This is a genomic window from Leeuwenhoekiella marinoflava DSM 3653 (assembly GCF_900129005.1).
Classification (GTDB): Bacteria; Bacteroidota; Bacteroidia; order Flavobacteriales; family Flavobacteriaceae; genus Leeuwenhoekiella; species Leeuwenhoekiella marinoflava.
Genome location: NZ_FQUN01000006.1, coordinates 33,080 through 54,149 on the forward strand (window position 1 = coordinate 33,080; position 21,070 = coordinate 54,149).

The window sequence follows — 21,070 nt, forward strand, 5'->3', positions numbered from 1 at the left end:
TACATCGTTTGATGATAAAATCTTAAAATAACCAACCACCCCAGTAATATGAAACTAAGCATAATTATTTTTAGTGTTTTCACTTGGAACTTCTTCACCGTCCTTGGTCAGGAATTGGAACCCTTGGTTTTGGCAGAAAGGATCTTCAATAAAGAAGATATGCCAAATATGGATGCCTATTTAACAGAAGACTACAACGGTCCTTTGGGTTTAGATTTCAAAAAAGGAGTTACCCCAAGGTTCATCTTGCTGGAGCAGAAAAAAACTTCGGCTGTAGTAAGGATGACGCTTTTAGATTCTTTAGCAGAAGGAATAGATACCTATTTATATTTTCAAAAAGATTCCATTTGGAAAGTGAAAGCCTTTAGGGCACTTGCCAATACAGGTAGTATTCAGGAACTAAGAAACTCATTGGAACATATATCTAAAAAAGAGGTAAGGCGTATAATAAAATACCATAAAAGACGTGGCGATCCCGATTCCTACGCTATGTTTTCATCAATGGAAGATTACAACTTCCAACTAGGCAACGCGCGGCTTATACTAGAGTTAGATCAAAACATAGCAAAGCATTTTCTAGCAAACCAAGATGAGTTTGAAAGGCTAAAGCGTATGGCATTGGAACAAGTGCAGAAAGAAAAAAGTGCTTCACAAGGAAAAATAAACCTGATTGAAAATTTAAAGCCATCCTATGAAAAACTGTTTATTTCTGCTGTTTCAACTGGCGGTCCTAATTTTAAAAATTGTATCAATTTTTTAATTGGGGGAATAGTAGATAATGCTGTGGGGTACCTCTATGTTGAGGATACAAAAGACCTACCCGTTATGAACCCTGAAAATGTTATTATGCTAAAGAAAATTACCGGGGCCTGGTATATGTATAAAACGACATAAGGCATAGAACCAATTAAGAAAAAAAATAGAACTGAAATCTTACCTCAAAACACCGAACATATACAAATGAAAAAAATAGTCATGATCTTTAAAATGGGCCTGTTCATTATTGGAGTTTCATTAATAACCGGGTGTGCAACAGCTAAAAAAAACAAACTCATCATTGATAAAGAAGGAACTGATTGGAAAAAATTAAAATTAGAAGGAACAGTCAAGGCTATACGTGAGGTTTCTACTGTTCAATATCCTGAGGAAGAGGCCAAAGTACGAACATCGGAATATGGCTTTAACAGGTATGGAAAGCAACTGTTTTCTGATACTGATGAATACTCCCATCAGAGCACCTATAACTCGGAAGGACAAATCTTAGAGATGAAACAATATTTTCAAGATAGATTAGAAAAAAAGATAGTTCATAGCTATTCCAGTGAGGGCGATAAAATTGCCAAAAGCACCTATATGTCCCCTACGTTTGAAACTATGGAGGAGTGGGAGGCCCATCAAGCCAAGAAATCTACCCTCCCACACGAAGGACTATATCTTCAAAATAAACTTGAAATTCATGAGGATGGCCACCAAACAATAACGGTATATAAACAAACTAACGAAGTGGATCATATTCAAAAAGAGATCTATGAACATTCAAAACTAGTAGAGGTTGACGTGAAATATCCTTCTTCAGATGCTTTCGGTTATAAAAAGACCTGGAAGTATGACGACCATGGGAATCTTTTAAAGTTTAAAAAATATGTGAGTCCAGAGGAAAGATTAGAACACCTTTGGGAGTATGAATATGATGAAAAAAACCGAATAATTAAAGAGACTCACTTACGCTATATGCCCCAGAGTTCTACTACATTTAAAAAAGGACATCTCAAAGATTATTCGAAGGGGTATTATTTAGATGAAGATCTATCGTATATCAGCACATTCGAATATGATGCTAACGGAAGCCTGATTTCTAAAATCGGAAAAAAGTATAACGGCGAACTAGTTCGTAAAATAACCTATGAACTTACTTATGATTCCAACCAAAATTTAATACAGGAAAACGTTCATGATTCCAAAGGTAGCAGTGCCAAAAACTATATAGAATATGACAAGAACGGTAATGAAATATTTTATAGGTCGGTCGATACTAAGGGAAACTTGATATCCAAAGTTATCAGAAAATTTGATTCCGTTTCAAATATGACTGAACGTGTTGTTTATGAGTCTGATGGAAGCATAAGCTTAGACGAATCTTACGTTTATGATAGCAAGGGCAATGTGAAAGAACATACGGTAAAAAAACCTCTGGAAGAAACCATAGAAATAAAGGCCTATGACTATGATGATAGTGGTAACTGGGTGAAATTGGAGCAAAAATTCCTTTCTTCAAAAACTGATGAGGTGCTGCAACACGTGATTAATGAACGTAAGATCATTTATTATGAGTGATTAAAAAGATGGACAACAAAATTGAAATTTGGCCTATACATTAAGCATATTTAAGCAATTTTATTTCAGAATTCTTTGTTAATCAGTTCTCATTTTAAATCGATTTCCTACTACATTTACGACATTCTTATTCAACCCCATTATGGAACTGGTCATAGGTTACCTTGGATTTATTTTGTCGGCATATTCCGTAATTGCCAATGATGTTATTCAAACTTTAGGCACTTTTATATCTTCAAACTTTAGCGTAAAATGGTGGTGGCTTTGGCTTTTTGCCATTAGTATTTTATCAATAACTTTATGTTACGGATGGTACGTTAATGATGGAGACGTCTCTTATGGAAGACTGACCAATATCCCGTTACCTGAAACATTAGAATGGTGGTATCTTTTAGCACCAGTTGCGTTATTGGCTATTACTCGCTTTGGAATTCCTGTGAGCACTACTTTTATGATTTTAAGTATTTTTTCTTCAGGGATGATAATAGAAAAAATGATTTTGAAATCGGTCTATGGATATGCAATTGCATTTGTATTTGCCATCGTGGTCTATGTTATTATTTCTCGGAAATTAGAATCTAGACTTTCTTTAGACAAGCTGGAAAAACAAAAAAGAAAGCACTCTTGGCTTATGGCGCAATGGTTTTCTACTGGCTTTTTATGGTCTCAATGGCTGATTCAGGATTTTGCGAATATTTTTGTTTTCCTTCCCAGAAAACTTAGCCTGGTACAACTTGTGATTTCCCTGACCTGTATTTTGCTCATTATGGCTTATATATTCAGAAAACGGGGAGGGAAGATTCAGGAAATAGTCAATCAAAAATCAAATACTAAGAATATACGGTCAGCCACTATTATCGACTTAATCTATGGTGTCTTTCTGTTTGTCTTTGGAAACCTCAATTCGATACCTATGAGTACAACATGGGTATTTATAGGGATTTTAGCCGGAAGAGAATTGGCGATCACCTATCTGCTGAATAAAAAGAAAATAAAATACACCTATATTATTATCGCCAAAGATTTCGGAAAGGTAAATATCGGACTTGCCGTCAGCTTAGTTATTGCATTTTTGATACAGCACTTAAAATGAACGAATAGTAATTAGAACTTTTTCTTTCAGATTAAGAATATCGATAAAATTAGTATACTGGAATATCAAGTATTAGACACTATTTCTTTCACTTTACAACAATCTAAAAAGAGGTCAATGGTATCCAATACTGATGAAATTGATGATGATAACTGAAGAAGGAGCGTATTAGTATATTGAAAAGATTTGGAGAATGGTAGTTTTTCATGGGTCAGGGTATAAATAGCCTGATTATCTATGGCTTTTACTTTTTCAGAGTTTATAGCGTAGCGCCGATGCACACGAAACAGACCCTTGGTTTCTAGGATGTTGATAATTTCCTTGAGTTTGCCGCATACCTCATAAACGGACTTTATGGTATAATAGATAAACATAGTTTCCATCGGATTTTAGGTATAGTACTTCAGCCTTTGACACTTGGAAAGAACAAAGCATTACCCAGTTGCAAAACACTTGTAACGACCTTATTGAAAACCAGGCTTTTGAGTCTTGAAAGATCAGGTAAACATAAGGGCTCTTAGAATATGCTCGTATTGATATGTGTGTTGGTAAGTGTTTGTATTGTAGGTTTTTGTGAAGTTTTCTCTTTGTAACTTTATATAAAGCTTTAAGCAGGTACATTTTATAACTTAAATAGCACCATCATGGGAATCAAACCAGGACCTAAGCGTATTGCCGATTCAACAGGTAAACCAGACCGACGACAACGAGATAATAAAAGTACTCCGGGAAATACACCTTCTCTAAAACCACATAAACACAAAAAAGGAGATTAGTTTTTTCTGAGCTACTCGTTTTAAGTTTGTGTTTTCTTTAGTACAAGGTTGTTCGTAAAAAAATTAACTTACAATTATGTTGACAAAACTCTTTTTTATACTAAACCAATTACCACCGGGAACTCAAAACCCCGATGATAACCTTCCTGTGGATTTTAAAGACCCTTTTGATGTAATTGTCTTTGTAATCCTCCCCATACTTCTTATTGTAGGGTACCTCCTTTGGAAAAGGAAGCGAAGGAATGATAAAGATTGAAATTCAAAATCATGTTCTGTTCATTTTCTTGACTCGCGACATATTAGTTTTAAGGGAGCTCGTGAATCTCTTTCGTCGATTTGATCAAGAGGCTCTCCTATGTCGTTTTAAGGCTTTAGATTCTCTAGAACAGTACATTCCTCTTCCTACGGTCGTCGGATGCAGAAAAGAAAAGAGCCCTTTTGCGTAGTTATTCCCCCCAACTGCTGCTAGTCTTTGCTTAGTGGCACGTACCAATAAGCAAATGCATCAAAACTTAAAAAGCTTAATACTTGAGAGTCCTGCTCTGTAGTAGGTGTTAGCTTGCCTTGAAACCGAACTGTTTAGAAGAATAGTATTCTTAAGCTTCTGTCAAACGTTTATCTTTCCATATTTAGGTTTTATTGGATATTGAATGTACTTCAGTTAGTTTTGAGACATGCTGTCGTTAGCGGTAAAAATCAAGTTCTTAAATCATGAAGATTAGCAATAAAGAATTTAAATGAAAGAGTTTTCAGATTTTATAAAATACCGGGTGCGTATTAGCGAAGCCGACCTCACAACAGTTCTCTTAAAATTTAAGAATGTAACTGTTAAGAAAGGGGCACTTGTTTTGAGAAAAGGACAAATTGCCAATCAATATTTTTTTATAAAATCTGGAGGCCTGCGCCTTCATTATGGAGAGTTTGATGAACAACATACTTCCTGGGTGTTTTTTGAGAATGATTTTTTTACCGAGATCTCAAGCTTACACGCTCAAGTACCTTCTCGTTTCAACATTGAGGCCATAGAAGATACCGTACTTCTGGTAATCAGCAAGGCTGAAATGGATCAGCTCTATAAGAAATTTCCGGTATGGCAAGAGTTCGGAAGAAAAATATGGGAAGATATGTGTATCAGACAGATAGATCAAAACCTGAACTATCAAACCTTATCTGCCAAACAGATCTATCTGGAATTACTCAAAAATTCTGATTTTGTCAAAAAAATACCCGTTAAGCAGTTAGCTTCCATCTTGGGCATTACTCCTAATGCACTTAGCAGAATCCGCAAAGAAATCAAGTGATTCATTACCTACCATTTGGTAGGTTTTCCAATACTCTTCCGATCTAAATTTGTGAAAATTAAAACTATTAATGATGGAACGTATGAATCAATATTCCGATGAGGAGCTCATTAAAAAATGGCCCGGCTTTGTCAATAAATATGCGACTGTTAATGAGGTAAACCTACACTATGTAGAGGGGGGAACCGGTGAGCCTTTGATCTGCCTACCCGGATGGCCACAAACCTGGTACTCTTATCATCCCATTGCTCTTGAGTTAGCCCAATCATTTCAGGTTTTTGTGGTAGACATTAGAGGAATGGGAAGCTCCGAGAAACCCGAAGCAGGCTATGATAAGAAAACCATGGCAACCGATATTTTAGCCCTTGTAAAGCACCTGGGTTTAAGCAAAGTAAACATGATGGGGCATGATATTGGCGGCATGGTAGCTATGAGCTTCGCTTTTAACTATCCTGAGTCCCTAGAAAAACTTATCGTTCTCGATGGGGCCCACCCGAGTGAAGGGATGTTTCAAATGCCCCTCATCCCGTCTGAAGGCACTTTCAAAAGTAAGATGGATGCGAATAGGCCTTACCCGTGGTGGATGGCTTTTAATCAAGTGAAAGGTTTACCGGAAAAGTTGTTAGCAGGTAGATATCAAGTCCTACTAGACTATCTTTTTGAATACGTTATGATTGATGCTACAAAGATGAGTTCCTTCGAAAGAGAGTTATATGCCTCCATTTATAATGATGCAGAAAATATACGGGCTTCTAATGGATGGTACCAGACCTTTATTCAAGATATTGAAGATTCTAAAAGCTACAAGCAATTGAATATACCCGTATTAGGAATTGGTAGCTATGTAAGTTACAACTTTATGAAGATGGGCTTGCCCTATGTCGCGAACAATCTGGATGTAATTGGAATGTTAAATAGCGGACATTATATGTATGAGGAACAGCCAGAGCAGGTCATTGAGGGGGTAGTAAACTTCTTAACTGAAAATAAAAATTAGCTGATTATAATATGAGAAAATCGATTTTAGTAGCGGGCGCTACTGGCAATTTAGGGAATAGAATTTGCCGGGAGCTGATAAAAAGAGAGGCTACCGTAAGTGCTATCGTTCGGCCTTCGACCGATACTATAAAAATAGAAGCTCTTTTAAAAATGGGAGTGCTGGTTATCAAGGTAGACATGAACAGCACCGAAGAACTAGCCAAAGCATGCCAAGGAAAAGATATAGTTGTTTCAGCTTTGGCTGGCCTGGACGATGTTATTATAGAGTTGCAAAAAAGGTTGTTAGACGCTGCCCTTAAAGCAAATGTTCCAAGGTTTATTCCTTCCGATTTTTGTACAGATTATACTGATTTAATACCGGGTGAGAACCGGAACTTTGATCTAAGAAGAGTATTTAAAGCTTATCTAGATAGTACTTCTATACAAGCATCTTCTGTGTTCAACGGTGCTTTTGCAGATATACTCCAATACAATACTCCGGTATTAAACTTAGAGAACCGAAGCATCGGTTACTGGGGAGAAAAAGCCGACTGGAAACTAGACTTTACGAGCGTAGATGATACAGCCGCATTTACTGCCGAAGTGGCACTGGATGATAAGGCTCCTAGAGACTTACAGATTGCAAGTTTTCAAATAAGTCCTAATATGCTGTGGAATCTTGTGAAGGAAATAACAGGCGAAGCATTCAGTCTTAGGCAGCTATCGAGTATGGAAGATTTTGCGGATTTCATTAAAAAACAAAGAGCGGATAATCCCGCCGGAGAAAAGGAATTGTATGCAAGATGGCAGCAAAGTCAGTATATGTACTCCATGTTTTCAACACGTCATCATCAGTTGGCTAATTGGCGTTATGGAAACTTAACATGGACTACTGGATTAGCTTATTTAAGGTCTTTTGTAAGGTAGTTAAAAGCCACCACACACAATCTGAAAATAGCTATTTATGCTAGTCATATCGGGATTGTTAGAATAGTACTACTAAAATTAGTAACTGTTTCACAAGGCTATAATTTTTAAAAATTTCCTTCTTATCTAAACCGCTTTAGAGCGGTTTTTTCTTTTATACTATTCATAGATTGGCAAGAGACGGTTTTTTAGTTTTATCGACTCTAAAGCCGCATGGAAAGAGATTAGCTGTTTGTTTAGGTTTGATTTATAGTTTGGTAGGGGGGATTTGGTTAAAACCATAGGCGAAAGGAACGTCCATATTCTGGAGTATAAGTAGTAAGACTTATTAAAATAGCGACCAGCTAAAACTTTTTTTTTTAAATCAATTTGATGTGTTAGCCTCTTTTCTAGAATATAGCGAGTAAGCCGTGATAGTTTCCAAAGTATCTGCAGCCTTGATTTTCCTGGCCGATAGGCAGGTTGGTTCTTTGGCATCAAGGCAAAAGAACAGAAACAGAGATTTTATAGTATATTTCATTTATTTTATTTATTCGCGGTGTAAGAACCATACTATTTATTGTGATACATTTTTCACCCAAGGCTAAGACATCGTTCAAGTAGGGTAGAAGCTTATAAAAGCTATTGTAGGATTAAAGTAAGGATTTTTATAAGATATAGACATTTCTAAAATTATATGTGACGTGACTGAACGGCTTGCAGCTTTTTTATTTTGAGATTATGTCAAGAAGTGTAAGACCCAATTTATTAATTTACATTAATACTGGCTGATTATATCAGTTCTATTGAAACCTTTTTGTAAGCTATTTTTTCTATTTTCTTGCAGGTTCATTCTTAATTCAAGAATCGTTCTCTATATGCTGTAGGTGTAATGCCTACCTCCTTTTTAAAAAGTCTTGAGAAGTAGGGTGGGTTTTCAAAACCTAATTGATAGGCAGTTTCGGCGATGGTTTTGTCGGTTCCCATCAAAATATTTTTTGCTTCTATAACTAATGCAATATGAATATGTTCCAGTGCTGTTTTGCCTGTTTCTTGCTTTAATAAATCGCTTAGGTATTTTGGTGACAATGCCAGTTTTTCGGCCATATATTTTACAGACGGTAATCCGCTTTTTTGTAGACCTCCATTTTCAAAATGTTTTTTTAGTATATCCGTAAATTTTGTGATTATAGATCCCGATAGAACAGATCTGTTCAAGAATTGCCGTTTGTAAAATCGCTGGGCATATTTTAAGAACGAATCTATATGCGTAAGCACAATATCTTTGCTGTATTCGTCTTGATTATTATAATATTCTACTTGTATCTTGTTGAATAAATCCCAAAGAATATCTTCTTCTTTTGGAGAGAGATGCAAAGCTTCGTTCACTTCGTAATCAAAATATCCATAGTTACTTATTTCTGAATGAAGGCTATGGTTTATTAGAAAATCTTCGTGAATATAGAGTAGAAATCCTTTTTCACTTGTTTCTACATTATTCATCAATACTTTCTGGTGTGGTTTTAGAAATGCCAAAGACCCATTGTCGTGATCGTACTTGGTTCTACCATATTGAAATGTCCCTGATTTTAATTTTGTTAAGGCAATGGTATAAAACCCCATCGTAAATTCGCGCTCTATAAAAGTACATTTTTCTGACTCCTCAAAAGTTAGTATGCCCAACAGCGGGTTTTCTGGTGGTGGAAATCCATTTGATTTACAGAGTTCACTTATTGTTTTATAATGATTCATAAGTAATATTTTTTATTCAAAAAATTATCAATGGTATTTAGACTTCAATAATTTAACGAATTCTCTAAATATATAGCCTGATGTTTCAATAATTAATTATCTGTTAATGAATGTAATAGCAGGATATATTTTAGAAAGTTTATTTATTTTGATTTTAAAATAGCAAGGCTAGTCCGTCACTTGAAAAAATCCCGTTGCTACCTTTATGAATTCCTGTAGTTTTTTAGGTACAGCAAGCTCATCAGCCTTAGACATACTTAAAACTTCGTCCGCTTTTTCTTCATTAGGTAGAGACCACCTCTATGGTTTTCAATAGGCATGTGAAGCATTTCAATTCTTATTTATGCAGAAGTTAAGCTTTAGGAGCAGCAAATCCCCTTTTGAATGCGATGAGGATTGCTACTTTATTTCTCAAAATTAATTATGTTAAACAGATGCCTTTGCAAATGCTACTGCTCGTGAGTGCGACAGCTCACGGAAACCAAATATTCCACGATAAGATCCCATACCGCTTTCACCTACACCGCCAAATGGTAGCGTTTGCTCCATAAAGTGAGTACCCCAGCCATTTATACTTGTACCTCCGGCAGATGTGTTATCAATGATCTCATTCACAAACATCTCATCATCTGAATAAATGTACATCGCAAGGGGTTTCGTTTTGGACTGAATAAAGGCAATTGCATCGGCTGGCTCATCATAACCAATAATCGGTAAAATAGGACCAAAAATCTCATTTTCTAATACAGCTGAATCTACAGCTACATTCAATAAAACAGTAGGTTCGATAAGCAGCTTTTCACGGTCGGTAGAACCACCAAAAGCAATAGTTGCCCCACGTTTAACTGCGTCGTCAATATAACCTTTCAATCTATCAAAACCTCGTTCATTGATTATGTGCGCATTGTTATCTGGCTGGAACTTACCATCTGCGTAAAACATCCTTTGAATCATGTTTTTAAATGTATCAACGAACTCATCAATGCGGTTGTTCGGCACTAGCGCGTAATCCGGACTGATACAAACCTGTCCGTTGTTTAAGTATTTACCGAAAAGGAAGGACGGCATTGCAGCCTCAATACTATAGTTTTCATCCAGAACCATTGGCGATTTACCTCCAAGTTCCAACGTAACAGATGCCAGATGTTTAGCAGCGGCAGCCATCACAATACGACCCACACTAGGACTTCCGGTGAAGAAGATGTGATCTACTGGCAGTTCAAGTAAGGCATTTGAAACAGATGTATCACCTTCAAAAACGGCAACCTCGCGTTCCTCAAAAGTCTCCTTGATAATTTTTGCTCCTACAGAAGCTACAGTCGGAGAAACTTCATTAGTCTTAACAATCGCGGTGTTACCTGCCGAAATGATGGTTACTAATGGTTCAAATAAAAGGGTAACTGGAAAATTCCAGGCACCGAAAAGCAATACAACACCTCTAGATTCGTAACGAATATAAGCAGACTCGGCTCCTTCCAATTCTGTAACCTTGGTTGATTCCATCCAGGTTGTAAGATTTGTGATTGTATAATCAATCAAATGGATGACGCTATCGGTCTCTAAATATCCACCAGTTGCCACAGGGCGACCAAGGTCTTTATTTAAAGCCTGAGCGAGGTCTTCCCTATGTTTCAAGAGAGATACTTTTAAACGTTCAAGTGTCGAAATCCTGTCTAGGGCTGTTGATTTTCTAAGTTCCCAGCTGTATTTTTTTTGTAGCGACAATACTCTTCTATATTCGTCACTGCCAGTTAAAATTGAATTTTCCATTTTAATATATTAAAATTGATATTATGTTGTTTATGATAGCGATCCCTGTTCATTAGATTTATAAGATATAGATCTCACAGTGATTAGTCTATTCGTTTAGTAACTGTTTGTTTTGTGCACCAGTACGCTCCAGTTACTTATGTTTTTATTAAGATTTTTTCAAGCTCTTTATGTGGCTTATTCTTTCACCTGAAAAAATCCCGTTGCTACCTTTATGAATTCCTGTAGTTTTTTAGGCACAGCAAGTTCATCAGCCTTAGACATACTTAAAACTTCATCTGCTTGTTCTTCATTAGATGCAAGCTCCACCCAATTTGGATTGATAATAAGCCCGTGTCCAACAGCCACCATTGATAAGCCCATTTTTAGAGCCTCGATGGCATCATTAAACTGTTTGATACCTCCAGCAGCAATAACAGGAATTCTTTGATTGACGTGATCGAGTATTGATTTTAAAAGAGTAGCATCTCCATTTTCATCATTTATCGACTTTTGTGAAAGCAGATCAGCAAGTGAAACGTGCAGGTAATCAATCCCACTTTCAATTAGTTTATCGATTAATGGGAAGGTATCTTTCACGCTATAACTTTCAGGCTCTTCTGGTGAGATTCTAAAACCTATCAAAAATGGTCTGTCTGCATATTTTTTAATTACATCCTGAGTTTCTTTGATCACTTCCACAGCAAAGTTCATGCGTTTTTCGGAAGATCCGCCCCAGTAGTCGGTACGTTGATTGTAATACGGTGAAAAGAAATTTTGCAATAGAAATCCGTGAGCTCCATGCAACTCGATTCCGTCAAAACCTGCCTGTATAGCTCTGTGAGTCGTTTCACCAAAAGCCTTTATCATTTCCAAAATTTCCTCATGGGTAAGTTCACGTGATACGGTTCCTCCTGCATAAAATGCCGATGGTGCTAATGCTACGGGACTTGCGCTAACAGGAATACCATCAGGAATAAGATCCAAAACCGCTTTATTTCCAGCGTGATAAATTTGAAGAATTGCAGGTGCCCCACCTTTTTTTGCAGCAGCAGCCAGTTTTTTAAGGCTCGGTAAAAATGAATCATCATAAGAAGCATATTCATTGTTAAAACCAATTCCATTTGGCATTACTCTGGTGCAGCCAGTTATAACCAAACCAACGTTTCCACTTCGAGTCTCATAATGTTTTAGTTCATCGTCAGAAATTGTATAATCATCATTGCTTGCCCAAGTTGTCATTGGGGCCATTGCAATCCTATTTTTGGTTTCGATTCCGTTTTTAAAAGTAAAAGTTTGGAATAGTTGTTTTGTATCTGTTGTCTTGCTCATTATTTAATTTTTATGTTGTTAAATGATGATACAAAGGTGAGGAGTTAAATTATCCTGTTAGTTATACAAAAGTCTGAAGATATGATACAAATAGCGGAAAGAGATTTGTGGAATTATTACATTAGATTGGACACTAAGTTGAGCGAATCAAGGGTTGTAAATGTTAGTGTTAGGGAATGAAAAGACTTAAAAGTGCCTTGGGCTTTTTTGATATGAATACCCAACAGAATCGTTAAAGAAGTTTTGAACCGGAACTGATTAAAATGCGCCAGACCATATTGGCAGATAATCTAAGGTAAAGAAATCTGATTCAAACATTATTAAAAGCTTATTGAGTTTCACTTAATAAATATCAGCTATAAGCTTCCCTTTAAAACAGACTGATTAGAACTAAAGAATTTCGGGCAAATAAATGTTTAACCTTAAATAGATTGTTTGCTTATGAAATGTTCAAAACTCATAGAGTCGTAGACTCTTAAGTACTTGATGGACGTTTCTTTATTTCTAATGAGGTACGGTAACATATTCTTGAAGTTGAATTACCTTAGTTGTATTTAGGCTTCATAAACCAGATTCCGTCCAGGCTAAAGTTGATCGAAAGCGAATGAATATTCTCCTGAATCAAACCGTTAGATGTTTCCCCGTTTTTGCCGTAAGAATACATCAGGTTTAATTTAGAACCGCTGCGACTTACAGGAAGCCCAAGTCCCACATTAACCGAATAACTGCTTACATCGTTACCAGCAATGTTTAAGTAACCCGTATCATAATTAGCGCCAACTCTAAATTCTACATTTTGCCAGTAATAGATACCACCCGGTTTTGGAATAAAAGTGAGTCCGGTTTTAAAACTATCTTGATCTTTATAATCGTTAAAACTGCTTTCCTGTTCTGTTTTTGACCAGAGTTTTCGGGTATAATCTGCATAAACAGCATAGCTTTCCCCAAATTTAAATTCGGTACCAAAGCCCATTTCAAGAGGTAGCTCAAAATTCTTTACCGAAGTCTCTTCAGTAATGTCATCATCATAATCCTGACTCACGATACTATTCTGAGTAGCTTCGAGAGAAGTAGGTATTTTTACGTTAGAACCTATCGAAATTTTGTCGGTTATATCATATTGAAAACCCGCTCCTACACGAAAACCAGTATACCTGTTTTCCCGCTGAATATCTAAAAAATAATCCAAAATCGTATTGTATTCAGTCTGCTCGGTCTTTCCGAATAAATAGGTTCCCGTAATCCCCAATCTCAATTTATTAAAAAAGGAATATCCATAGTTCAGATCCAGTTCGTTTAAAGAGCCATTACCGGTCACATCTGAAGTATAAAATGAGGTAGAACCTTCTATGCTTTGCTCAATTCCTGTAATGTCATAACCCACATTGCTGTAGGGAGCAAGTACCAGACTCACTGCAGATTGTTGTGTTACAGGAAAGGCTAAAGCCACATTAGAGAAGGTAGAGTTACTCTGGTTAGAACTCCCTGCTCCTTCGCTAAGGCTAAAGAGTTGGGCTTTGTAACCTATATCAAAATAAAAGTGCTTTACAGGCATGGCTCCTAAAGAAGCCGGGTTGAGGCTATTTAGTGAGTTGTCTGATTTTAAAGCAATCCCGGCACCGCCCAATGCATTGGTCTTTCCCGTGCTAAAGGTATTAGGGATACCTACTCCAAAAAGTGAATAGGGAGAGTTAGAAAGTGCATTGGTCTGTGCCTTAAGATTACTTATTCCTAAGAATAAAAGTATGAGAATTGCTAATTTATTCATTGTCATAAACCGCATAAATAAGTATGATTTGAAGTTTTAGGTCTTCGTCTGCCTCTTGATTTCCGTAAAAGCCATATCGATTTACAGATTGATTATTATCTGGGTCTAAAAGTGCCAGATACCAATTATGACCGTTGGAGTCTGTGCTCTTTTCATCTAAAAAATAATGTATGGGAATCGAGTAGGTTCTTTGTGCAAACTCATCAGACTCAGCAGCGATTGTACCAGTGGCTTCTGCACCATCATAATCGTAAAGTGTACCCAGAACTATATTTTTTTGATCTATTATATAGCACGATAAGGTTTCTCCAGCCGGTAGCGAAGTGGTTTCTGTTGCGGTGTTAAGCGAGACTACAAGGTTTGCCGCTAGAAGTGTACCGTTACCTTCTATATAGTCTAAACCGTTAAGATTGGGTAGGTCTATACGAGTAGCAAGACTAACTCCAGATTGTATATAACTCATACCGTTAGAAGCATCAGATTCTATTTCATCTTCCTGCTCAGCAAGAGTTTCAAAATAAGTGCCGCTGCGATCACTGCTTATGTTGTGAAAGGTGTAGCTGCTGTTAAAGGTCATATCAAAAGAGTAAACGTCCTCGTCTTCAACTTCATTAGGAAGTGAGTAATAAATACGAATGGTGCTGGTGGGTAGAAAACCTAAAATAGTGGTGTTTGCTGCGTCTGGTTCTAGAAGCAGACCCCGGTGATACCTTAAGAATTCATCTGCATTATTTATTTCATTATCCTGAATCTCATTGAATAGTAAACTTCCGTATGCATCATCAAGCCGTAAATGTAAAGAGTCTTCTCTAATGGGGCGTGGCGTATAGGTAACCTTACCTACGGTGTTCTCATTATAATCAAAAGAGGTCGTATTGTAAAAATAACCGTCGTCGGTCACTTTGATATCCTGTAAAACTTCATGGATTCTTAAGGTTTGAACCTCCGTAGTATCATTATAGAAATAATCGTCATAGTTAAGAATCAATGCTATTGAGTCAAAAACCGCAGCATCATCAAGTGTATAGGTACTGTTAGATAACTGTGTGAAAATTTTGCTGGTGGTTCTGCCAAAAATTGGGTCGGTGTAAGTACCTAAAAGTAACCGATCTGTTGAAGAGACTTGTACAGAGTCAAATTTGAATGTGCTGCTGCTTACCGTCATCGTGTCTATATACAGAACACGGGTATCACTTTCTATCCAATCTTCACCTACCGGAAAACTGGAGTCGTCATCTGCGCAAGAGGTGAGTAGTAGTAATATGCACACGGGAGCAAAGATTTTCATCATGTTTTTAAACATACGTAGTTGAATTTTCAGGCAAACCTAACAGCCTAAATAGTGGTGCTCAAATACAATAGACTAACGGGTTAAAATATACATTGAATCTGGATTTTTAATCTATGAACAAGCTCAGTCCGAGTTTATCGGTGAAATATGTGGGTGAGTAGACGAGTTTACCGTGCTCATCTACTATTTTTTTTGGAGTTGATTTCTCGCTCTAGTTTTGGTCAAAATTAGAATTCAGGAATGCACAGGTATATAATGGTGACTTTACTCATAGCAGTTGGTAAAATAGGTTTTGGTCAGGAGCACACCGCTCAGGTGAATCTTGATTATGCTCTAGTGCCTGAAACATCAAAAGGTGTAAGTATGCAAAGCTTTAATGTGGAAGTAAGTTTGCCAGTATCGCTTGGTGCTGTTACGCTTAAACCAGCTGTGGGTTTGCGGAATTATGATATGGAGTATTGGGATACGATGAATTTTAATACAGAGCCAGTAGAAAAAATAGATAATGTATTTGCAGGGTTGAATGCTAACTATGCTTTTACTGATGCTTGGTCGCTAGATGCAAATGCTGAAGCTTCCTGGGCATCAGGACTTAATTTGAATGAACTCGTTTTAACAGGAAATACATATTTCACCTATACACTAAATAAAAAATCTCCTGTAGCGCTTCAGCTAGGAGCGCAGTATGACTCACATCTTGGAGATCTTCAACTATTACCCTTGGTAGAATTAGCCTTCTCCATGCAACGATTTCATATAAAATTAGGTTTCCCCGAGATTCGTATTGCATATCAACTTTCAGAAAATAGCAGGTTGTCTACCGGCTATTCTTTTAAAGGAGATTATTTCTACATGCCTCAAGCAATAGACTTTAATACGGTAAACTATGCAGATCAGGCAGCAATACGCCAACAAAAGTTAAGTCTTACCTATGACTACCATTTAGATGATAACTGGTCTTTTTCATTGTGTGGCGGGTATCTTTTTCAGAACCATCTTCAGTTTTATGAGGATACCCAGAAGGTGTATGATCTTGATATGGGATCAGGACCTGTTTTTTCAACCGGAATTAAATTCAATTTTTCAAATAATAAACATGAAACAAATGACTAACAATCGAATTTTATTAATGCTTGCCGGAGTACTAACGCTAGCTAATATTAGCTGTAGTAGTGATGATGACGGAGACCGTGGAAACTGGAAAGAACGCTCTGTTTTTGATGGGATACCGCGCAGTAATGTTGCAGGATTTACCATAGGTAGTTATGGATATATGGGTACCGGATATGATGGAGACGATTACCTGACCGACTTTTGGCAATACGATATAGAGAATGATTATTGGGTGCAAAAAGCAGATTTTCCCGGTATTGCAAGAAGTTCTGCAAAAGGATTTGAGTTAAATGGATTAGGGTATTTAGGTACCGGTTATGACGGTGATGATGAGTTAGCAGATTTCTGGTCTTACAATGCTGACACTAATGTATGGACGCAAAAAGCAGATTTTGGAGGAGGAGTACGTAGAGCAACAACATCCTTTAGCGGTTCTGGTTACGGTTATATGGGTACCGGTTACGATGGGGATAATGATAAGAAAGATTTCTGGAAGTATGATCCTGCCACAGATAGCTGGGAAGAGCTGGTAGGTTTTGGCGGAGATAAGCGTAGAGATGCAACAGCCTTTGAAATTAACAGTCTTATTTATTTTGGAACCGGTGTTAGTAATGGGTTGTATTTGACAGATTTTTGGAGTTTTGACACCAGTTCTGATACTTGGACCCGTTTGACAGATCTTGATGAAGAAGATGATTATGCTATCACCAGATCTAATGCAGTAAGCTTTAGTATAAACGGTTTAGGCTATATCGTAGCAGGCTATAGTGGTGGTGCCATTGCAAGTACTTGGGAATATGACCCCTTAACTGATGAGTGGGAAAATATCACGGCACTAGAAGCAACAGCACGTCAGGATGCTGTGAGTTTTAGTACGAGTACCCGTGGGATAGTTGCTTTAGGAAGGTCAGGTAGTTTATACCTTGATGATGCATATGAGCTATTCCCGCAGGAGGAGTATGATGATGAAGATTAATAATTGAGTTTTTTTGTTTCCCCGGGGCGTTTTTTATATGTACAGAGAAGTTTTAGCGCCTCGGGTTTTTTTATAAAAGATTTTAAAAGTGTGGATTATGAAATTAAAAACCGGCATTTTATATATGGCAATAGCGGTAAGTATAGCACTTATTTTTTGTGCGATCTGGATCACAAAAGACAGCGCTGATGTGTATGCACACGTTTTTAAAACTGAAGCGGGTTATGGATATGCGATCATAGATCACGGCCAGATTTTAATCAAACAGGAGCACATACCTGCGATCTCATATGAGGTCGCTTTTTGTTCTGAAGAAGATGCAGAAAAAGTAGGCGAACTTGTTTTAAAAAAAATTAATCGAAAAATCAACCCTGCATTATCTCAAGAAGAATTAAAAGATTTGGGTATTCAGTTCAATTGCCATAACGAGTAACTACAGGAGACGAGTATGCCTAGAAAAATACTACTTCATGCAGGGATCTGGCTTGTCTTTTTGAGCCTTTTTACGGTAGAGTTTTATTGGAATATAGATCATTTTCCAATGGTCTCTAGCTGGGTTTTAATACTCAATCTGTTCCTTTTTTATCTTAATTATTCATTTTTAGTTCCGCGATTTTTACTTCATAAAAAGACTAAAACCTATTTGCTTTGTATCTCAATAGCTTTGGTTTTAGTACTATTTGCACGAGAAATAGGTGTTCACGTTCGTCCTGAAAGATTTAGAAAGTTTCCACTTCCTTTAGGTCCGGAACCACCACTATTTAAAATTCTAAAATATCTTTTTCCGCTTTTAATTTCGCTCAGCTTTATCATTATAGGTACTGTTGTAAAGGTCTATGAAGAATGGAATCGCAGTCTGGTAGAAGAAAAAGAGATTGAGGCTTTTAAGACCAGAACCGAACTGCATTATCTCAAGAATCAGTTGAGTCCCCATTTTTTATTCAATACGCTTAATAGTATTTATTCGCTGATCAATAACAAATCTGAAGAAGCTTCAGAAGCGGTTATTATGCTATCAGAATTGATGCGTTACATGTTGTATCAGGCAGATAATGAGTTTGTAGCGCTTTCTGATGAGTTAGTTTATATACAAAATTATGTGCGTTTGCAGCGTTTACGTATCGCTAATAATGAGAATATCACCCTCAATATACATGGTGCAGTTACACATCAAAAAATACGCCCGCTTTTATTGATCTCATTCATTGAAAATTCTTTTAAATACGGGACAGATTATAAGGGCAATACCGAAGTGCGCATCGTTATCAATGTCAAAGAAAATGAACTGGAGTTTATCTGCGGTAACCTCATAGGAACGCGCAAAAGAGATCAGCACAATTCGGGTATCGGACTTAAAAATAGCCGCGACCGCATCAAACTGCTATATGCCGATAAGCATAATCTCGAGGTTTATGAAGAAGACTCTAAATTTATGGTACATTTGAAACTAAACCTCAATTAATGCGTTGCATACTTGTAGACGATGAGCCCCTGGCGCTTGATGTGCTCTCTTCATACTTGGAAAAAGTAGAAGGTTTTGAGCTGGTTGCTCGTTGCACAAATCCCTTAGAAGCAATACGTATTATAAGTGAACAAAGCATTGATCTTGTATTTTTAGATATTGAAATGCCCAATCTTTCGGGCATAGACTTAGTCAAATCTTTAGATCGTCTGCCTCAGTTTATTTTCACAACAGCCTATCCGCAATATGCTTTAGAAGGTTTTGACCTTAATGCAACAGATTATTTAGTAAAACCAGTGCCTTTTCCGCGCTTTTTAAAAGCAGTAGCAAGGGCCAAAGAAAAGCACGAAGCAGCAACGCATAAAACAGTAGAAATAAAGCCCGTTATACAAACAGCAGTAACAGGAAATATGCCCGATTTTATATTTGTAAAGTCTGAATATGAGAATGTTAAAATAAACATTGCAGACATCAAATATATGCAGGGATTAAAAGACTACATTAAAATTTATACACAACAATCTGATAGGGCTATTTTGACTTTAAGCAGTTTTAAAGAGTTACTAGATAAATTACCTGCGGCTAGTTTTTTAAGGGTACACCGCAGTTATGTAGTGAATGTGAATGCTATTAGAGCGGTGCAGAAAAGCAAAATTTTAATTGGTGATATACGTATTCCTATTGGCGATACCTATAAAGATGAGGTATTGAAGCAGCTTAACATTAGCTGAACCGTTCTAGAATTCTAGAAGAAGTAAGTAGGCATCGCCGGTAAGGGCTTCTAATGCTACTTGATCAGTATCCCAACAACAAAGTGCCTCGCCGGTTTCCAGAAGTCTGTTTTCAAACTCAAAAGCACCTTGAAGCACATATGCAAAAACAGAGTTTGAAGAGTCGTTGAACTGATAAATACGTTCTTTTCTAACTTCAAAATTACCCAGATTTAAATAGAGTTGACTATCAGAATATTTATAGACTTCCTTCAATGTGTTTAATGTGTTTAGAGTGTAGTCTACTGTTCTTTTGGCGGTCTCATTGGTACTTTTTATAGCAATAATAAGAAAGCGTACCGTATGCTCTGGATATACATTTTTAAACCTCAGTTTGCTTCCTGCTTTAATATAAAATGATGCAACTTGATTGATGTGTGCAAACTCATTTATACCGGGAGCATAAAGTTCTACGGCTCCAAATAGGGGAATAATCAATACATTAGAAGAAGAGGTTATCCACCTATTCAAGGTCTCCCCTGGAAGAATAAATAAATCACTAAATAGTTCAAAGTTGGTAGCTTTTTTAGGATTGCCTATAGCTCTGATCTCGCGACCTATTTTGTCTTTTTCCTGTCTTCTGTAAAATTGAGCAGGAGCTTGAGTGATACGTTGCATAAATGGGGTTGTTTTTATTGATAACCTGAAAAGGGATGATCTTTTGAGGTTTTAGGTAGATAATCATCCCTTAACAAGTACTATCAATCAAAAATTAAGGTTAAGCTTTTACATTTATAATGTGGTCTAGGGTGTAGCCGTCGCTTACAGAACCGCTTAGGGTAGCCAGTTCGTTTCCCACACCGTCACTAAATACATTATCATTAGCATTATAGGTATAGTCAGACATTCCTTTTGTGTAACCATAATCTGAGGCAGCATTAACAACAACTACAGCGCTATCCTCACCTTCAGGAAAGGCAATCTGAGTTACGAGTAATGACGTACCGGTAGTATTGTAAATGTGCACATGTATATGTGTAGAACGCCCGGTATACCATCCCGGAAATATAGATTGAAATTTAACAAGTCCATCAGCATCGCTTATTTGTCTTCCACGTAAAAAGTGATAGTTTTGGTAATTGGTGCTTTGCATTCCGCTACCGCCATATTCTGAATAATTGCCCGAGGCATCACAATGCCAGATATCAACAACGGCATTTTCAAGTTCGGCACAAGAATTCGTTACATCGCGTATAACTAAATTAATAGCGAGGGCAACACCGGTACGGTCACCTGTAATGTCTACCCGTTCCAGATCTTCGGGATCATTGGTAGGAAAAGGTCCTGCAGTTTCAGAATTGGTTACTGCACAGTCAGAACTGGTTGGAGTAACCGAAGCATCTCCAGAACTTGTGGAAGTTGTAGCATCATTATCTGTACTACAAGAAAAAATACCTGCACCGGTAGCAGCGATTCCCATCAGCCCGATACCTTTTAAAAACTCCTTACGATCCATACTACTAAATTTT

The 21,070-nt window shown here is 37.1% G+C and carries 20 protein-coding genes; 12 read left to right on the forward strand and 8 right to left on the reverse strand.

From position 1 onward, the window contains the following. Positions 1-48: 48 nt before the first annotated feature. The 3 genes from BUB91_RS05070 to BUB91_RS05080 all read left to right on the forward strand — a co-directional run bounded on the left by BUB91_RS05070 (position 49) and on the right by BUB91_RS05080 (position 3,427). Positions 49-894, forward strand: coding sequence for a hypothetical protein (locus BUB91_RS05070; protein ID WP_073097856.1), 846 nt, complete (start codon positions 49-51; stop codon positions 892-894). A 66-nt stretch (positions 895-960) separates the two neighbouring features. Beyond that, positions 961-2,334 carry an RHS repeat domain-containing protein gene (locus tag BUB91_RS05075; RefSeq protein WP_073097858.1) on the forward strand — a complete coding sequence of 458 codons (1,374 nt, stop codon included), beginning with the start codon at positions 961-963 and terminating at the stop codon, positions 2,332-2,334. 142 nt (positions 2,335-2,476) lie between these two features. After that, the gene (locus BUB91_RS05080; protein ID WP_073097860.1) at positions 2,477-3,427 is read left to right on the forward strand and encodes a hypothetical protein; all 951 of its coding nucleotides are present in this window, start codon (positions 2,477-2,479) and stop codon (positions 3,425-3,427) included. Between the two features lie 65 nt (positions 3,428-3,492). Here BUB91_RS05080 and BUB91_RS21630 read toward each other — a convergent pair whose 3' ends face one another. Continuing rightward, positions 3,493-3,810 (reverse strand): LytTR family transcriptional regulator DNA-binding domain-containing protein, encoded by a 318-nt coding sequence (locus BUB91_RS21630; RefSeq protein ID WP_073097862.1) that lies wholly within the window; start codon positions 3,808-3,810, stop codon positions 3,493-3,495. Positions 3,811-4,071: 261 nt separating this feature from the next. On the opposite strand from BUB91_RS21630, the gene BUB91_RS21450 reads away from it, so the two are divergent. From BUB91_RS21450 to BUB91_RS05110, 4 genes are all read left to right on the forward strand, one after another. Further along, positions 4,072-4,203 carry a hypothetical protein gene (locus BUB91_RS21450; RefSeq protein WP_262490528.1) on the forward strand — a complete coding sequence of 44 codons (132 nt, stop codon included), beginning with the start codon at positions 4,072-4,074 and terminating at the stop codon, positions 4,201-4,203. 737 nt (positions 4,204-4,940) lie between these two features. Continuing rightward, entirely contained in the window at positions 4,941-5,504 is a 564-nt protein-coding gene (locus BUB91_RS05100; RefSeq protein ID WP_073097868.1) for a Crp/Fnr family transcriptional regulator, read from the forward strand. A gap of 70 nt (positions 5,505-5,574) precedes the next feature. Continuing rightward, positions 5,575-6,501, forward strand: a complete 927-nt coding sequence (locus BUB91_RS05105; protein ID WP_241652575.1) for an alpha/beta fold hydrolase — start codon at positions 5,575-5,577, stop codon at positions 6,499-6,501. 11 nt (positions 6,502-6,512) lie between these two features. After that, a complete protein-coding gene (locus BUB91_RS05110; protein WP_073097871.1) occupies positions 6,513-7,409 on the forward strand; it encodes an NmrA family NAD(P)-binding protein in 897 nt (298 codons plus the stop codon). An 834-nt stretch (positions 7,410-8,243) separates the two neighbouring features. On the opposite strand, the gene BUB91_RS05120 is transcribed toward BUB91_RS05110, so the two are convergent. The 5 genes from BUB91_RS05120 to BUB91_RS05140 form a co-directional block, all read right to left on the reverse strand. Then, the gene (locus tag BUB91_RS05120; RefSeq protein WP_073097875.1) at positions 8,244-9,140 is read right to left on the reverse strand and encodes a helix-turn-helix domain-containing protein; all 897 of its coding nucleotides are present in this window, start codon (positions 9,138-9,140) and stop codon (positions 8,244-8,246) included. A 426-nt stretch (positions 9,141-9,566) separates the two neighbouring features. Further along, positions 9,567-10,910 carry an aldehyde dehydrogenase family protein gene (locus BUB91_RS05125; protein ID WP_073097877.1) on the reverse strand — a complete coding sequence of 448 codons (1,344 nt, stop codon included), beginning with the start codon at positions 10,908-10,910 and terminating at the stop codon, positions 9,567-9,569. 177 nt (positions 10,911-11,087) lie between these two features. Continuing rightward, positions 11,088-12,221, reverse strand: coding sequence for an NADH-dependent flavin oxidoreductase (locus BUB91_RS05130; protein ID WP_073097879.1), 1,134 nt, complete (start codon positions 12,219-12,221; stop codon positions 11,088-11,090). Positions 12,222-12,765: 544 nt separating this feature from the next. Then, on the reverse strand, positions 12,766-14,004 hold the full coding sequence (locus BUB91_RS05135) for a BamG family beta-barrel-assembly machinery protein (protein ID WP_217653696.1): 1,239 nt from the start codon (positions 14,002-14,004) through the stop codon (positions 12,766-12,768). Beyond that, complete coding sequence (locus tag BUB91_RS05140) at positions 13,982-15,280, reverse strand: DUF4270 family protein (protein ID WP_164917827.1); 1,299 nt, start codon at positions 15,278-15,280, stop codon at positions 13,982-13,984. Before BUB91_RS05140 ends, BUB91_RS05135 begins: the two co-directional genes overlap by 23 nt. Before the next feature lie 240 nt (positions 15,281-15,520). Here BUB91_RS05140 and BUB91_RS05145 point away from each other — a divergent pair, with 240 nt between their 5' ends. The 5 genes from BUB91_RS05145 to BUB91_RS05165 all read left to right on the forward strand — a co-directional run bounded on the left by BUB91_RS05145 (position 15,521) and on the right by BUB91_RS05165 (position 19,562). Next, positions 15,521-16,393, forward strand: coding sequence for a DUF6268 family outer membrane beta-barrel protein (locus BUB91_RS05145; RefSeq protein ID WP_128759312.1), 873 nt, complete (start codon positions 15,521-15,523; stop codon positions 16,391-16,393). Further along, positions 16,386-17,369, forward strand: coding sequence for a Kelch repeat-containing protein (locus BUB91_RS05150; RefSeq protein WP_241652574.1), 984 nt, complete (start codon positions 16,386-16,388; stop codon positions 17,367-17,369). The genes BUB91_RS05145 and BUB91_RS05150 overlap by 8 nt, the downstream gene beginning before the upstream one ends. 97 nt (positions 17,370-17,466) lie before the next feature. Further along, on the forward strand, positions 17,467-17,802 hold the full coding sequence (locus BUB91_RS05155; protein ID WP_073097889.1) for a DUF4907 domain-containing protein: 336 nt from the start codon (positions 17,467-17,469) through the stop codon (positions 17,800-17,802). Positions 17,803-17,817: 15 nt separating this feature from the next. Next, on the forward strand, positions 17,818-18,831 hold the full coding sequence (locus tag BUB91_RS05160) for a sensor histidine kinase (protein ID WP_073097891.1): 1,014 nt from the start codon (positions 17,818-17,820) through the stop codon (positions 18,829-18,831). Next, positions 18,831-19,562 (forward strand): LytR/AlgR family response regulator transcription factor, encoded by a 732-nt coding sequence (locus BUB91_RS05165; RefSeq protein WP_073097893.1) that lies wholly within the window; start codon positions 18,831-18,833, stop codon positions 19,560-19,562. The genes BUB91_RS05160 and BUB91_RS05165 overlap by 1 nt, the downstream gene beginning before the upstream one ends. A gap of 6 nt (positions 19,563-19,568) precedes the next feature. Here BUB91_RS05165 and BUB91_RS05170 read toward each other — a convergent pair whose 3' ends face one another. Further along, the gene (locus BUB91_RS05170) at positions 19,569-20,219 is read right to left on the reverse strand and encodes a pirin family protein (RefSeq protein ID WP_073097895.1); all 651 of its coding nucleotides are present in this window, start codon (positions 20,217-20,219) and stop codon (positions 19,569-19,571) included. A 100-nt stretch (positions 20,220-20,319) separates the two neighbouring features. Beyond that, positions 20,320-21,057, reverse strand: a complete 738-nt coding sequence (locus BUB91_RS05175; RefSeq protein WP_073097897.1) for a dioxygenase family protein — start codon at positions 21,055-21,057, stop codon at positions 20,320-20,322. Between the last annotated feature and the right edge of the window lie 13 nt (positions 21,058-21,070).